General features: G+C 65.1%; 13 protein-coding genes. 4 read left to right on the top strand and 9 right to left on the bottom strand.

The genetic code is table 11. The annotated features are described in order from the left end of the window. Positions 1-8 precede the first annotated feature (8 nt). On the top strand, positions 9-473 hold the full coding sequence (locus tag C513_RS0110865; RefSeq protein ID WP_083927403.1) for a c-type cytochrome: 465 nt from the start codon (positions 9-11) through the stop codon (positions 471-473). 20 nt (positions 474-493) lie between these two features. On the opposite strand, the gene C513_RS0110860 is transcribed toward C513_RS0110865, so the two are convergent. The 5 genes from C513_RS0110860 to C513_RS0110840 form a co-directional block, all read right to left on the bottom strand. Beyond that, complete coding sequence (locus C513_RS0110860; RefSeq protein ID WP_018716039.1) at positions 494-1381, bottom strand: DMT family transporter; 888 nt, start codon at positions 1379-1381, stop codon at positions 494-496. A gap of 7 nt (positions 1382-1388) precedes the next feature. Then, on the bottom strand, positions 1389-2369 hold the full coding sequence (locus C513_RS0110855) for a thymidylate synthase (protein WP_018716038.1): 981 nt from the start codon (positions 2367-2369) through the stop codon (positions 1389-1391). Positions 2370-2517: 148 nt separating this feature from the next. Then, on the bottom strand, positions 2518-3255 hold the full coding sequence (locus C513_RS0110850; RefSeq protein ID WP_018716037.1) for a TSUP family transporter: 738 nt from the start codon (positions 3253-3255) through the stop codon (positions 2518-2520). Further along, positions 3255-4709 (bottom strand): FAD-binding oxidoreductase, encoded by a 1455-nt coding sequence (locus C513_RS0110845; RefSeq protein ID WP_018716036.1) that lies wholly within the window; start codon positions 4707-4709, stop codon positions 3255-3257. Before C513_RS0110845 ends, C513_RS0110850 begins: the two co-directional genes overlap by 1 nt. 17 nt (positions 4710-4726) lie before the next feature. Beyond that, a complete protein-coding gene (locus tag C513_RS0110840; RefSeq protein ID WP_018716035.1) occupies positions 4727-5215 on the bottom strand; it encodes a DUF2069 domain-containing protein in 489 nt (162 codons plus the stop codon). Positions 5216-5268: 53 nt separating this feature from the next. Between C513_RS0110840 and C513_RS0110835 the strand changes: the two genes are divergently transcribed. Beyond that, positions 5269-6510 (top strand): YihY family inner membrane protein, encoded by a 1242-nt coding sequence (locus C513_RS0110835; protein WP_018716034.1) that lies wholly within the window; start codon positions 5269-5271, stop codon positions 6508-6510. 17 nt (positions 6511-6527) lie between these two features. Here the strand turns inward: C513_RS0110835 and C513_RS0110830 are convergent, their stop codons facing one another. The 3 genes from C513_RS0110830 to C513_RS0110820 are packed head-to-tail and all read right to left on the bottom strand — an operon-like array spanning position 6528 to position 11551. After that, on the bottom strand, positions 6528-9392 hold the full coding sequence (locus tag C513_RS0110830) for a GDYXXLXY domain-containing protein (RefSeq protein WP_018716033.1): 2865 nt from the start codon (positions 9390-9392) through the stop codon (positions 6528-6530). A gap of 36 nt (positions 9393-9428) precedes the next feature. After that, positions 9429-10238 carry an alpha/beta fold hydrolase gene (locus C513_RS0110825; protein WP_018716032.1) on the bottom strand — a complete coding sequence of 270 codons (810 nt, stop codon included), beginning with the start codon at positions 10236-10238 and terminating at the stop codon, positions 9429-9431. Next, positions 10235-11551, bottom strand: a complete 1317-nt coding sequence (locus C513_RS0110820; protein ID WP_018716031.1) for an O-acetylhomoserine aminocarboxypropyltransferase — start codon at positions 11549-11551, stop codon at positions 10235-10237. The genes C513_RS0110825 and C513_RS0110820 overlap by 4 nt, the downstream gene beginning before the upstream one ends. Positions 11552-11705: 154 nt before the next feature. Between C513_RS0110820 and C513_RS0110815 the strand changes: the two genes are divergently transcribed. Then, positions 11706-12167: a CBS domain-containing protein gene (locus C513_RS0110815; protein WP_018716030.1), complete on the top strand. Its 462-nt coding sequence runs from the start codon at positions 11706-11708 to the stop codon at positions 12165-12167. Between the two features lie 131 nt (positions 12168-12298). Further along, a complete protein-coding gene (locus tag C513_RS0110810) occupies positions 12299-14089 on the top strand; it encodes a gamma-glutamyltransferase family protein (protein WP_211215741.1) in 1791 nt (596 codons plus the stop codon). A gap of 134 nt (positions 14090-14223) precedes the next feature. Here the strand turns inward: C513_RS0110810 and C513_RS14455 are convergent. Next, the coding region (locus tag C513_RS14455; protein ID WP_211215740.1) for a hypothetical protein at positions 14224-14483 on the bottom strand (260 nt) is incomplete at its 5' end.

Genomic DNA, 14483 nt, shown 5'->3' with positions numbered 1-14483 from the left:
TGCCCGACATGACCCTTTCCCGATTCCTGCTGGCCGGCAGCCTGGCCCTGGCCAGCCTGTCCGCCTCGGCACAAGCCCTGACCTTTGACAAGCCGGAAGATGCCGTGGCCTACCGCCAGCAGGCTTTCGGCCTGCTGGAAACCCACTTCAGCAACCTGACCGCGATGACGCTGAACCGTATTCCCTACGATCCGCTGCAGGCGCGTCTCGATGCCAATGCCATCCGCGTGCTGTCACGCCTGCCGTTCCATGCCTTCCCGGCGGGTACGGCGGCACCGCTGGCCGGTTCCCGCGCAACCGACCAGATCTGGACCGCTGCCCCGCGCTATGCCGACAGTGCGCGCAGCCTGCAGCAGGAATCCGACAAGATCCATGGTGCCGTGGCGCGTGGCGATCTGGTGCAGCTGCGCAAGACGCTCAACGAAGCCGGCGCCATTTGCCGCAAGTGCCATGACCAGTTCCGGGCGCGCTGATCGCGGCAGTAGCGCGCTGTTCAGTCTGCGCGCTTGAGCAGCACCGCCGCAATCGCCAGCATCACGCAAGCCGCCGCCACGATATCCTGCCACTGCGGCCATTCGCCCACGATCAGCGCCGCGCTCAGGATGCCGATCAGCGGAATCATCATGATGCTCATGGCGCTGGTGGAAGGCGGCAGGGCGCGTGCCAGGCCAAACCAGAGCACCTGCGCCGCGCCGTAGTTGATCAGCACGCCATAAGCCAGGCTGATCCAGACCGGCACGCTGAAATCGTACGATTGCGGTGCCTCGAACAGCCAGGCCAGAATCGCCATGCAGATCGTGCCAAAGCCAAGCAGCCAGACAATCAGCGCCTCGTTGGACAGCGTGGTTTGCGCCCGGCGCATCCAGATCGTGCCCAGCGCCCAGGCAAAGGCCGCCCCCTGCATCCACAGGATGCCGGCCGGGCTGCCTGCCAGCCGCTCCAGCTCGTTGGACAGCAGCAGGCCAATCGCCAGCAGCACGGCACCCACCGCCACGCCCAGGCGCAACGTCAGCTGCTGCCGGTAAAACAGCACGCCAATCAGCACCGTCCACACCGGCATGGTAAAGCCGAGAATCGCGGCGCGGCCGGAGGGCAGCTGCTGCAGCCCGAAGATCGACAGGCCGTGCCAGCCCAGCATGTTCGGTACGGCCAGCACACCAATCGTGATCCAGTCCTGCCGGTTCTGCGGCATCAGGCGCACGCTGCGCGACTTGAAGTAGATGGCCAGACAGAGCATCCCCAGGCCCATGGTGAGGGTGCGGAAATGTAGCGGCTGCAGCTGTTGCAGCGACAGCTTCATCATCGGCCAGTTCACCCCCCACATCAGGGTGAGCACCACCAGCGCGATCAGCTGCTGGCGGCTCAGAACGGTTTTCTGCATGATGCGATCAGACCGCCATCGGTGCCGTCAGCGGCGCATGGTGTTCGTAGCCTTCCAGCCGGAAATCGGATGGTTCCACCTGTTCCAGCCACTCCGGCTGGTACTGGCCGGTCACGGCATAGTCGGGAATGCGGTCCGACAGCACCAGCTTGGGTGCCGGGAAGGGCTCGCGCTGCAGCTGCTGCTGCAGCATGTCCACATGGTTTTCGTAGATATGCGCATCGCCGATGAAATAGGTAAACCAGCGCGGCGTGTAGCCGGTCAGCCGGCCCACCAGATGCAGCAGCGCTGCGCCTTCGGTCAGGTTGAACGGCGTGCCCAGGCCGACATCGTTGCTGCGGATATACAGGCAGAGCGAAATCTCGCGCTTTTCCTGGTTCACCAGGAACTGGTACAGCAGGTGGCAGGGCGGTAGCGCCATCTCTTCCAGCTGCGCCCAGTTCCAGCCATGGAACAGGATGCGGCGGCTGGTCGGATCGGTCATGATGGTGTCCAGACACTGGCGCAGCTGGTCGATCGCCTTGTACAGCAGCGCATGCGGGCGCTGTGACTCCAGCACCGTACCGAGCTGGCGGTAACCGCGCTGTTCGGCATCGGCGATCTGGGCGGCACTTTGCGGCAGCGCCAGGTCAATCAGCTTGAAGGCCGGCCAGGCACGCCACTGCACACCGTACACCGGACCCAGGTCATCTTCCTGCAGGCGATAGGGGTTGGCCAGCCAGGCGGCATTCTCGTTGGCGTTCTGGTCCCAGACCTTGCAGCCCAGCGCACGGAACTCCGCCGCATCGCGGCTGCCGCGCAGAAAACCCACCATTTCGCCAATCGCCGACTTGAAGGCCAGCCTCTTGGTGGTCACCGCCGGAAAGCCCTGTTGCAGGTCAAAACGCATCATCGCGCCCGGAATGCTGCGCGTGCGGATGCCGGTGCGGTTGTCCTGCCAGGAGCCATTCTCGAAAATGTCCCGGACCAGATTCAGATACTGTTGCATGGTGGAAAGTGCCGGTCAGCCGCTGCGCGGGACCGCTATGTGCGTGTCATGGAGGAAAGCGGCCATGATAGCAGTCGTGCCTTGTGGCCGGTTGTCCGGCGGCCTGAAGCCATGGTGCCGGCAGGCTGGTTCAGCTCCCATCAGCCCCTCAACCCAGCAGCCCCTGCAGGCCGCGCCAGCCCATCAGCAAGGCCAGCACCGACAGCACCAGCAGGCACAGCAGCCGGAAATGCCGGAAGGCCATGCGCTGGCGCAGGGCCAGTCCGGCCAGCAGGCCGATGATCGCCACCAGGCACAACGCCCCCATCATGGCCCAGCCGAGTGGCAGCGTCTGCAGCACCGGCCACAGCACCACCAGTTGCACCAGCTTGCTCAGCGCAAAGCACAGGTTGGCGGCCTGTGCAATCTCGTGCCGATCCCGGCTCTGCGCCAGCAGCACCATCATCAGGATCGAGGACATCGCATTGGTGGCCCCGCCAACCACACCGGCCAGCAGGCCGAGCAGCAGGGTCGCCGGCAGGCCCCGGGGTGGTGCCGGCAGGTCGCGCCGCAGCGAATGCAGGACATAGAAGCCGGTGGCCAGCGCCAGCGCCAGCTGCAGCCAGGCCGCAGGCAGGATCAGCAGCAGATACACCCCCAGCAGGCTGCCAACGACGCTGGCCAGCGCCAGCAGTGCATAACGCCGGATCATCGCCGGCAGGCTGTGCAGCGGCAGCAGGCTGGCCAGGTTCAGCAACAGCGTGGGCAGCAGCGTCAGCGCCACCGCCTGCGGCATCGGCATGAACAAGGCCAGTGCTGCCGTGGTGATCAGTGGAAAACCGATGCCGACCATGCCATGCAGCACGGCGGCCGGGGCGAATACGCCCAGCAACAGCGCGGCAGACATCAGCGCAGCACGCGCCCGGGGTTCATGATGCCCTGCGGATCCAGCGCCTGTTTCACGGCCTGCATCAGCTGCAGGGCTACCGGCGACTTGTAGTCGGGCAGGGTGTCGCGCTTGAGCTGGCCAATGCCGTGTTCGGCGCTGATGCTGCCCTGGAAACGCTGCACCGCATCAAACACCAGCGTGTTGATCGCCGGCTCCTGCTCGCGCAGGAAATCGGCCGGATCGACTCCGACCGGGGCCTGCACGTTGTAATGCAGATTGCCATCGCCCAGATGGCCGAAGTTGACGATGCGCACACCCGGAATGGCCGCCGCCAGCGCGGCATCGGTCTGCGCCACGAAATCGGCAATCGCCGAAATCGGCAGGGAAATATCGTGCTTGATGTTCAGGCCTTCCTCAGCCTGTGCCAGCGAAATGCTTTCACGCATATGCCACAGGTTCTGTGCCTGGCTCAGGTTTTCTGCCACGATGGCATCCGTGACGCAGCCCTGTTCCATGGCCGATTCCAGCAGGGATTCGAACAGCGCACGCGCATGTTCCTCGCTCTCCTGATCGGAGTTTTCCAGCAGCACGCAGTAGGGCGTGTCCTGGTAGAGCGGCACCCGCAGCTGCGGAAAATGGCGGTCCACCAGTTCCAGCGCAAACTGCGCCATCATCTCGAAACCGGTCAGGCTGGCACCCAGCCGTTCGCGTGCCAGGTTCAGCAGTTCGGTAGCGGCCTGCACCGAGGGCACGGCCGCCCAGGCTGTCAGCTGCGCCCTGGGCTGCGGGTAGAGTCTGAGCGTGGCGGCAGTGATCACTCCCAGCGTGCCTTCGCTGCCGATATACAAGTCGCGCAGGTCATAGCCGGTGTTGTCCTTGCGCAGTCCGGACAGCATGTCCAGCACCTCGCCCTGCGGCGTCACCACTTCCAGGCCCAGGCACAGCTCGCGCGTATTGCCGTAGCGCAGCACCTGCGTGCCGCCGGCATTGGTGCCCAGGTTGCCGCCTATCGTGCAGCTGCCTTCCGATCCCATGCTGAGCGGAAACAGCCAGCCGGCGTCTGCCGCGGTCTGCTGCAGCTGTTGCAGGATGCAGCCGGCTTCCACCGTGATGGTCTGGTTCGCCACGTCCATCCGGCGCACGCGGTCCATGCGCTGCAGGCTCAGCACGATGCTGTGGCCTGCCGGTTCGGGCGTGGCGCCGCCGACCAGGCTGGTATTGCCCCCCTGTGGCACTATCGCCACGCCGGCTGCAGCGCAGGCCCGGACCACGGCGGCCACTTCGGCGGTCGTGCCCGGCCTGGCCACACACAGGGCCTGGCCGCGATAACGCTTGCGCCAGTCCTGCAGATGGGGCTGGGCATCCGTGCCTGTCAGCACGTGGGTCGCCCCCAGCAGCGTCTGCAGTTGCCGGAGAAAAGTGGTGTTGTCGACAGGAGAGGTGGTGGGGCTGGATACGGTCATGGCCGTCATGATACCCCTCGTGGCAGTCAGGCCGATGCGGCCGGCTTGTCCTGCGGCGCGGCAGACTCCGCCTGTTGCACGGCCTCGGCATTTTCGCGCAGCACATTGGCAAAAAAGGCGCGTGCGGCACGGAAGCGCAGCCGGACATGCAGGCTGCAGGAGACAAACAGCACCAGGCACAGCACGATCTCGGCAATGGCGTAATAGCGCACCGGCGGCGGATCACCCCAGGCGCGCACCACGCCTTCACAGAAATAGAGCCAGATCATCAGGCTGACCCAGCGATAGGTGTACATGCGGTTGCGCAGCAGGCCGGCCAGCGGAATGCACAGCGGCAGGGCCTTCAGGGCGACCCAGGAGCCGCCCGGACGCAGCGGAGCCAGCCACAGCTCCCAGGCCAGGCACAGCGCAATCAGCGCCATCAGGCTGCCCACGGCAACATGGCGCGTCCAGCGGATGGCCGGGGTGGGAGGAATGACCTGCAGGCCATCGGAATCAGGGGTGTCGGGTGTCATGGGTGCGGAAAATCGGAGGGCGCAGCATCGCGCAATGCTGGCATCATAGCGCCATGCAGATCCTCCGCACGCTGAACCACTGGAAGGCCAGGTTTTCACACTTGGTGCTGGACTTCCCCCTGCGCGATACCCTGCTCATGCTCTGGCAGCGCTTTCGCGAAGACCATCTGGCGCTCACCGCCAGCAGCCTGACCCTGACCACGCTGATGGCCATGGTGCCGTTCTTCGTGCTGATGCTGGCGATTTTTACCGCCTTCCCCATGTTCGGCCGGCTGCGCCACGCCATCGAGAGCTGGATGGTGGACAGCCTGATCCCGCCCGCCATCGCGCAACCGGTGCTGGAAGGGCTGATGAGCTTTGCCAGCCATGCCGGCAAGCTGGGGACCGTCAGCATGCTGCTGTTCGTGCTCACCGTGTTCAGCCTGATGTCGGGCATCAACCAGCACCTCAATGCGATCTGGCGGGTGCGCAAGCCGCGTCCGCTGGGGCAGCGCATCCTGATCTTCTGGGCTGCCGCCACCGTCGGCCCGGTGCTGCTGGGTGGCAGCATTGTCACCACCTCCTATCTGCTGTCGCTGTCGCGCGGCTGGGTGACCGGCATACCGGTGGTCACGCCGGGCGGGCTGCAGGTTCTGATCGACCTGATCGAATTCGGCCTGATGGCGCTCAGCTTTGCCGCGCTCTACCATTTCGTGCCCAACACCCAGGTGCGCTGGTCGCATGCGCTGGCTGGCGGCGTATTCACGGCAGCAGGCATCACGACCGGCCAGCAGCTGATCGGCTGGTATCTGAAGTCGGTGCCCTCGATTTCCGTTGTCTACGGCACGTTCGCCGCTGTGCCTATCCTGCTGATCTGGCTCTATCTGACCTGGATCGTGATCCTGCTGGGCGCGGTGGTTGCGGCCTACCTGCCGAGCCTGCTGGACGGCTTGCGTCGTCACGGCCAGGGCAGGGGCTGGCAGCTGCAGCTGGCGATTGAACTGCTGCGCCGCCTGCACCAGTCCCAACAGGAGCCGCGCCGGGGGGCCACGCTGCAGGAATTGTCGTGCGGTCTGCGTGTCGAGTCACCGCAGCTGGAATCGGTACTGGAAGACATGGCGGCGCTTGACTGGGTGGCCCGGCTGGACGAGGACAACGCCCGCTGGGTGCTGATTGCCCCGGTGGCACAGACCCGCATGCAGCCGCTGATCGAGCGCTGGCTGCTGCCACGCACGCCGCAGCTGGAGGCGCTGTGGCGGCATCCGCCGGAAGAGGTCACGCTGGCCGATGTGTTGCACAGCCCTTACGGCCCCTGATTCCGGCGGCCGCAGCCTCAGGGCCGTGCTGGCCTGATCGTCTGCAGCTGTTCGTCGGCCATGCCGACCAGCAGCGCACGACCATCGTCACGCAGGCGGAATTCGCCATAGCGTGCGGCTTCCCAAGCTTGCGCCTCGCCCTCGCGGAAATACCAGGCATTGGTGACCAGAACCGGCATGCCATGCTGGTGGCGCAGCGCCATGCGTCGCTCGTTGGCTTGCAGGGGCGGCTTGCTGTCATCGTGCTCCAGGCGCACGATGGTTGCCACACCACGCGCATCAAGCTGGAACACGGCATGGCGTGCTGGCGGTTCGGGCTTCCAGTCCTGGTTGTCCGGCTCGGGCTGGTCCAGGCTGCCCGGCGCATCGGGTGCGCTGGCCGTTGCGTCGGGTGAGGGGAGGGTGTCGGGCGCGGGTTCCGCTTCGGCCAGGCTGCGTTCGCCAAGCGGCAGCGTCGGATCAATCGCAAACGCCAGTGCCATATAGTCGCCCTGCACCAGCGAACGCGGATCGACCGGGGCCAGCCGCACCAGAATGCGTTCGCCGTCGCGGATCAGGGCTTCGTTGCTCTGGATGCCGGGCAGGACCACGGCGGCAGTGGCCAGTGCCGTCAGCGGGATCAGGTGCCGCAGCTGTGGCATGGGCAGGCGGGGGGCAGTAGCGGGGACGGCTGGCTCAGCGGCTGTTCGGCGTTGCTGGCGCACGCGCATCCAGGCCGCCAATGCAGCCAGCAGCATGCCGGTCAGCAGCAGCATGCCGGCTTTTTCCAGCAGGCTGAAATGGATCTGGTAATAGAAGGCACCGATCACCCAGAGCACGGCAGCCACGGCGGCAGCGGCCAGACGCCAGCGTCCGGTCGCGCAGCAGAGCGCCAGATAGCACAGCGGTACGCCCAGCGAGGGCAACAGCGCCGAGGCGAGCAGCAGCAGGGCGGCCAGTGCCACCATGGGGGGCTGGCGCCATTCTGGCCAGGCACGCCACAGCGCGGTGCTGCCCAGCAAGGCAAACAGCAGCGACATCAGCGGCAGCCACCAGCTCCAGAAGTTCCAGCCCGGACCGCTTCCCGGCAAGCCCATGGCCATGCCCGGGCCGCCACCCAGCAGGCCGGTCAGCAAGAAAGTGTTGCCGGCTTCCAGCATGTGCTGGCCCAGCACTGCCAGCATCCAGCCGGCCAGCCAGCTCTCGGCTTTTTCCAGCCGCTTCCAGGGCAGGGACAGGCCCTGGCGTTGCAGCCACCAGATGCCTGCCGGAAATACCAGTGCCACCAGCGGATTCAGCCAGGCCAGCGCCCAGGCGGGTGCCTCCTGGCCGATAAACAGGAAGCTGTCCGTGCCCGTCAGCTGGACGATCAGCCAGGGCAGCGTCACGCACAGGCCGGCACCCATCAGCAAGACTAGCCAGGTCTGCCGCAGCAGCCAGGTGCTCAGCAGCATCAGCAACGTCAGCACAGACAGGCCGGCAACGAACTCACGGGTGTCCAAGCCCACGCGCTCCAGGGACAGGGCCGTAAAGACGCTGGCCGCCAGCATGCCCGTCAGCAGAAAGGCATAGCAACACTGCTCAAGAAACAGGCTGCGTCCACCGGCGCGCAATCCGGCCAGTGCCAGCGCCACCATGAGAAAACCCAGGACAGCACCTGCTTCGGGGCTGGAGCCCGAGACAAAAAAGGCCAGCGCCATGGGCAGCACGGCCAGCCAGCCGCCCAGCGCCGACAGAACAATCAGCGAAGCGGGACGTTGCCCGGCGGCATCCGGCCGGATTGCTGCCAGGGCCTGCTCCGCAGAGGGCCACCAATCTTGCGTCACGCCGTGGCGCAGGGCACGCGCCAGCCCGTCTGCCTGTGACCCGGCCAGCAGATCCGCAAGCCTGTGCATGGGCGCGGAAGCCTGTCCCGCAGGTTCGGATCGGCTCATGCCCTGGCGTTGCGTGTGCAGACGCATCAGTCCCGCCACGGTCAACCCCAGCAGCAGCAACCCGACCAGGCCGATGCTGAACAGGCTCAGAAAATCCTGCAGCAGAATGCTGCTGACCTGGGCCATGGCCAGCACCAGCAGGCCCAGTGCCACTGCACTTAGGTTCATCAGGTCATGGTGCGCAGGCCGCCCATACCAGAGTCCCAACAGCAGCAATAGCAGCACGGCAGGCAGCAGGCTGTACAGCGTCGTCAGCGGTTGCTCCATGCGGGCTCCCGACAGTGCCAATCCGGTGGCCAGCAGCACCAGCAACAGCAAGGCCACGCGTGCGCCCAGGCGCGAACTGCCGGTCCAGGCCTGCCAGGCCGGCTGCAAGGCCAGCCACCACAGGCCACCCAGGCCCATGGCCAGCAGCTGAGTCAGCAGGACAGGGCGATCCTGCAGCCAGAATCCGCCCTGGATCCGCTCATGTGCCCACAAGGTGATCGCCAGATGCGCCACCACCAGCCAGACGATCCACAGCAGCGGATGGCGCAGTCCCAGACAGAGCGGCAGTGTCAACGCTGCCCACAGCGCAAACAGCTGCCAGGTATCGGCTCCGGTCTGGTAGGTCTGGCCAAAAAACGCCAGCAAGCCGCCCACACTGGCCAGCGCCAGCACGCCCAGTGCCGTTGCCGGCAGCGCACGCCGACCGGACAGCGCCCAGCTCGCCAGCGCCGTCAGCAGCACGGCCAGTCCCAGCAGCACAAAATGCGTGCTGCGGCTCCAGTCGTCCCAGTTGGCAGCAATCGCCATCAGCAGGCCAAATCCGCTCAGCGATGCGGCCAGCAACACCAGAATGCGCTGCAGCAGTGGCCATGCACCGGGCGGCGGCTGTTCCAGCGCGGCACTTTGATGCAAGGCCTGCTGCTGCGGCAGGGTCAGCGAAAAGCTCTGGGCCAGGCGAGCCAGTGTGATACGGGGCAACATCAGTCAGTCACTTCACTCAGTTGATTCCATCCGGTTTCAGCACAACTGCTCGCGCATCGCCAGCAGCACACCATCCGGCGCTTCCGTCATCAGGCTGTGGCCGGCCGGCAGCGTCACCACATGCGCGCTGGCGGCCGCATCCACCAGCGCGCGTGCCGCCCTGGGGGGGGTCATCTGGTCGGCGCTGCCCAGGATGAACAGCACCGGACAGCTCACCTTGGCCATGTCTTCCAGACCCGTTGCGTAGCTGTTGCAGGCCTGGAAACCTGTCTGGAACACGTTGTGTTCCGGGTTGCTCGCCAGCACCCGGCGCATCAGGGCGCGCGCACCGCCATAGGTCCACAGGCCGTTGTTCATGCCCTGGCCTGTCACCGGGCTGCACAAGCTGGAATGCGAGAACTGGTTCACCATCGCGATCGCCTTCTCCGGTGCCGATGCCGACATCTCCAGCAAGGCAGGGGCCACCGGCATCGGAAACGCCGTTCCCACCAGCACCAGCTGGCTGACACGCTGCGGTGCCAGGCTGGCCGCGTGCAGCGCAATCAGCGAGCCCCAGCTGTGGCCTGCCAACACCGCCTGCGGCACCTGCAGCTGGTCCAGCAGCGCCAGGATCGCTTCTGCCGCCTCGGCCACGCTGGCCGGCGGCTTACCCTGGCTGCGGCCATGGCCCGGCAGGTCAATCGCCAGCACGTTATAGCCATGGTTGGCAAACCAGCGGCTCTGCAGCGCCCAGACACTGTGATCGTTCAGCACGCCGTGTATGAACACCAGCGTCGGCTTGCCCGCGTCAAAGGTCTTGCCTCCGGTGTAGGCATACAGGCTGTGTCCGTTGATTGCGTAGTTCATGCGCGTGCTCCCGCCTTTTCTGCCGCCTTCAGGGCGCGTTTCAGATCATCGATCAGGTCATCGGCCTCTTCCAGTCCGATCGACAGGCGGATCGTGCCCGCTCCGATACCGGCCTGGGCCAGGGCCGCATCATCCATGCGGAAATGCGTGGTACTGGCCGGGTGGATCACCAGACTGCGGCAATCGCCCACATTCGCCAGATGGCTGAACAGCTTCAGGTTCTCGATAAACACGCGGCCTTGTGCCCGATCCCCCTTGAGATCAAAGCTGAACACGCTGCCGGCACCACGTGCACCCAGCCGCAGCAGGCGTTCTGCTGCGGCATGGCTCGGGTGACTCTCCAGCAGCGGATGCCCGACGCGCTCCACCATCGGATGTTCGGCCAGGAAGCGCACCACCTTTTCGGTGTTGCCGATATGGCGTTCCATGCGCAGCGACAGTGTCTCGATGCCCTGCAGGATCAGCCAGGCACTGTGCGGGCTCAGGCAGGCACCAAAATCGCGCAAGGCCTCGCGGCGCGCACGCAGCAGGAAAGCGCCAACCGTGCTCTCCTCGGCAAACACCATGCCGTGAAAGCCGTCATAGGGTTCGCTCAGTTCCGGAAACTTGCCCGATGCTGCCCAGTCAAAACTGCCGCCATCCACCACCACGCCACCAATCACCGTGCCATGGCCACTCAGGAACTTGGTCGCCGAGTGGTAGACGATATCGGCACCCAGCTCCAGCGGCTTCATCAGATAAGGCGTGGTCAGCGTCGAATCCACCACCAGCGGCACACCGGCCGCATGCGCAATCTGGCTGATTGCCGGAATATCCAGCACGTCCAGACCCGGGTTGCCCACGGTCTCGCCAAACAGCATGCGCGTCTCCGGGCGGATGGCGGCACGCCAGCCATCCAGGTCACCCGGTTGCACAAAGCTGGTCTCGATCCCGAAACGGCGCAAGGTGTAATCCAGCAGGTTGTGGCTGCCGCCGTACAGCGCCGTGCTGGCCACGATATGGCCGCCAGCGCCCATCAGCGTGCTCACGATCAGGTGCAGCGCAGCCTGGCCACTCGCCACCGCGATACCGCCCACACCGCCTTCCAGCGCCGCCACGCGCTGTTCCAGCACGGCATTTGTCGGATTGCTGATGCGGCTGTAGACATGACCGGCCCGCTCCATGTTGAACAGGGAGGCGGCCTGATCGCTGTCCTGGAACACGAACGAGGTCGTCAGGTGAATCGGTACGGCGCGTGCGCCATTGGACGGATCGGGGGCGGCACCGGCGTGCAGCGCCAGGGTGTCGAATCCGGGATCGGAATATCCGGGCATGGGGTCTCCTGCTAGTGATGTCTGGTCACAGTGTATCGTCTGCCTGACGGCGACTCCGGGAACATAGGGGTAAGCAGATGGCCCAAAGCGCCGCAAGCTGGGCTATATTGTGACGATCTGTCAGGAATTCCAACGCAACCAGCAAGAGGCAAGCATGAAGGTCAGCGATATCCTCCGTGTCAAGGGCAACACCCTGTACACCATTCACCCCGACGACACCCTGCTCAAGGCACTGGCCACCGTGGTCGAAAAAGACATCGGCTCCCTCGCCGTCATGGAGCATGGCGATCTGGTCGGCATGCTGACCTTCCGCGAGCTCAACATCCAGTTGCATGCCAATGGCGGCAACCTCGGCAGCACCCTGGTGCGTACCGCCATGGATGACCATCCGATCACCTGCACGCTCAATACCGACCTCGACGAAGTCCGTCGCATCATGCTCGATCACCATGCGCGCTACATTCCGGTCATGGACGGTCGCACCATGCACGGTGTCATCAGCTTCTACGATGTCGCCAAGACCGTGGTCGAAAGCCAGAACTTCGAGAACAAGATGCTCAAGGCCTACATCCGCGATTGGCCGCAAAAGGACCCCGAAGACATCGGCGCCGAATAAGCTGTCCGATGCTGCCGCGCCGCCAGTCTCCTGCGGCTGAGGCTGCAGGCCGGTGTCATGCCTTGGCACCGGCAGTCTGGCGCAGCCTGCCGGTCTGGCTCTCCGCCTTGCTGCTCGGTGCCTGCAGCAGCATGCCGGGCAGCTCCGGGTCGCAAGCCGGCAGCTTCGCCCACGCAGCGGCGCGCCAGTCTCCCGAAGCTGCCAGCGGCTACAGCAGCAAGCCTGGCTGGTCCACCAGCCGCTTTGCCGTGGCGGCGGCCAACCCGGTCGCCACCCGTGCCGGCTTCGAGATCCTGCAAGCCGGTGGCAGCGCCCTGGATGCTGCCATCGCCGTCCAGCTGGTACTGGGCCTGGTCGAGCCGCAGTCCAGCGGTATCGGCGGCGGAGCCTTTCTCCTGTATGACGATGGCCGGCAGCTGCAAGCCTGGGATGGCCGCGAAACTGCACCGGCTGCAGCAACCGACTCCTTGTTCCTCAAGCCCGATGGCCAGCCCATAACCTTTCATGATGCCGTCGTCGGCGGTCGTTCGGTCGGCGTTCCCGGCCTGCTGCCCATGCTGGAGCAGGCCCATCGCCAGCATGGCATCCTGCCCTGGGCGCACCTGTTCGATCCGGCCATCCGTCTGGCCGAGCAGGGCTTCGCCATTTCCCCGCGCCTGCATACGCTGCTGCGCAACGAGCCGCATCTGGCACGCAACGATGCTGTCGCAGCCCGCTACTTCTACGATGCCGCCGGTCAGCCCTGGCCTGTCGGGCATGTCCTGAAGAACCCCGAGTACGCTGCCATATTGCGAACCCTTGCCAGCCAGGGCGCCAGTGCCCTGCAGCAGGGTGCCTGGGCACAAGCCGTGGTCGACAAGGTGCAGCAGCACCCCGGCAACCCCGGTCAGCTCAGTCTGCAGGATCTGGCGCATTACCAGCCTCGCCAGCGGGAGCCGCTCTGCTTCCGGCACCTGGCGCAGCAGCAGGCCTACCTTATCTGCGGCATGCCGCCACCCAGCTCGGGTACGCTGGCCATCGGCCAGATCCTCGGAATCCTCGACCACACACCTGCCGCACAACTGCCGCTACAGCAGGGGCTGCCATCGACACCCTGGCTGCATCTCTATACGGAAGCCTCGCGCCTGGCCTTCGCCGACCGTGCCCAATATGTGGCAGATCCGGACTTCGTGCCGGCACCCGGCAACAGCTGGTCCGACATGCTCGATTCCGCCTACCTGCGCCAGCGCGCCAGCCTGATCGCCCCGGATGGTGCCTCCATGCAGACGGCACAGCCCGGCCGGCCCGGCAGCTTCCGGCTGGCACATGCCAGCATGCCGGCGCAGCTGGAATACGGCACCAGCCATATCAGCATCATCGATGCCCAGGGCAGGGCGCTTTCCATGACCAGCAGCATCGAGGACCAGTTCGGTGCCCGTCTCATGGTCAATCGCGGCCAGGGTCTGCCGGGTGGATTCCTGCTCAACAACCAGCTGACCGACTTCAGCTTCACCCCGGTAGATGCACAAGGCCGCGCGGTAGCCAACCGGGTGCAGCCCGGCAAGCGCCCGCGCTCCAGCATGGCGCCCATCCTGGTCTACCGTCAGCAGGCCGATGGCAGCCGCGGTCCCTTGCTGATGACAGCCGGCAGCCCGGGCGGTTCCCTCATCATCCATTACGTCAGCAAGCTACTCTATGGCACCCTGCATTGGGGGCTGGATACCCAGCAGGCCATCGCCTTGCCCAACTTCGGCTCCACCAACGGCCCCACCTTGCTGGAGCAGCATCGATTCCCCGCAGCAGAAATCCATGCCTTGCGGACACGAGGCGCCGAGATCCGCGAAATGCCCATGACCAGCGGCCTGCAGGCGATCATGCGCACCCCCCATGGCTACTTCGGTGGCGCCGACCCGAGACGAGAAGGCATCGTCATGGGGGAATGAGAAAGAGTTCTCGCCCTGAACGTGAAGACGGTGTATACTCTTGACCTTCACCGGCAGCAGGGTCGAAGAGCGCACGCAACGCGCACTTTTTTGACAATTTTTTGACTGAAGCTGGTGGAAACCCGGAAATGCTGTTATAGTTCACTTCTTCGCCGCACAGGCGGTCTGGTTGAGGGGCTGAGGCGCTGATCCAGGCGGGATGAAAAAGGATTTTGAAAAATTTCCTTGACGTCATCAAGAAGTGTGTTATAGTAGAGGGCTTCGCTGATCGCGGCGGAGTTTGGGAGATGGGAGTCTCTCGTGATCATTAAGAATTTACAGCCGATAAGCGTGGGTGTTTGCGGTAGCTGCCTTAGGGTGGCACTCGTTGCGAACTGGAATTTTAAAAGAAGTC

Origin of the sequence: Allobrachymonas chironomi DSM 19884 (genome assembly GCF_000374625.1) — a bacterium.
Taxonomy (GTDB): domain Bacteria; phylum Pseudomonadota; class Gammaproteobacteria; order Burkholderiales; family Burkholderiaceae_C; genus Brachymonas; species Brachymonas chironomi.
This window is presented reverse-complemented; position numbering and strand designations above follow the sequence as displayed.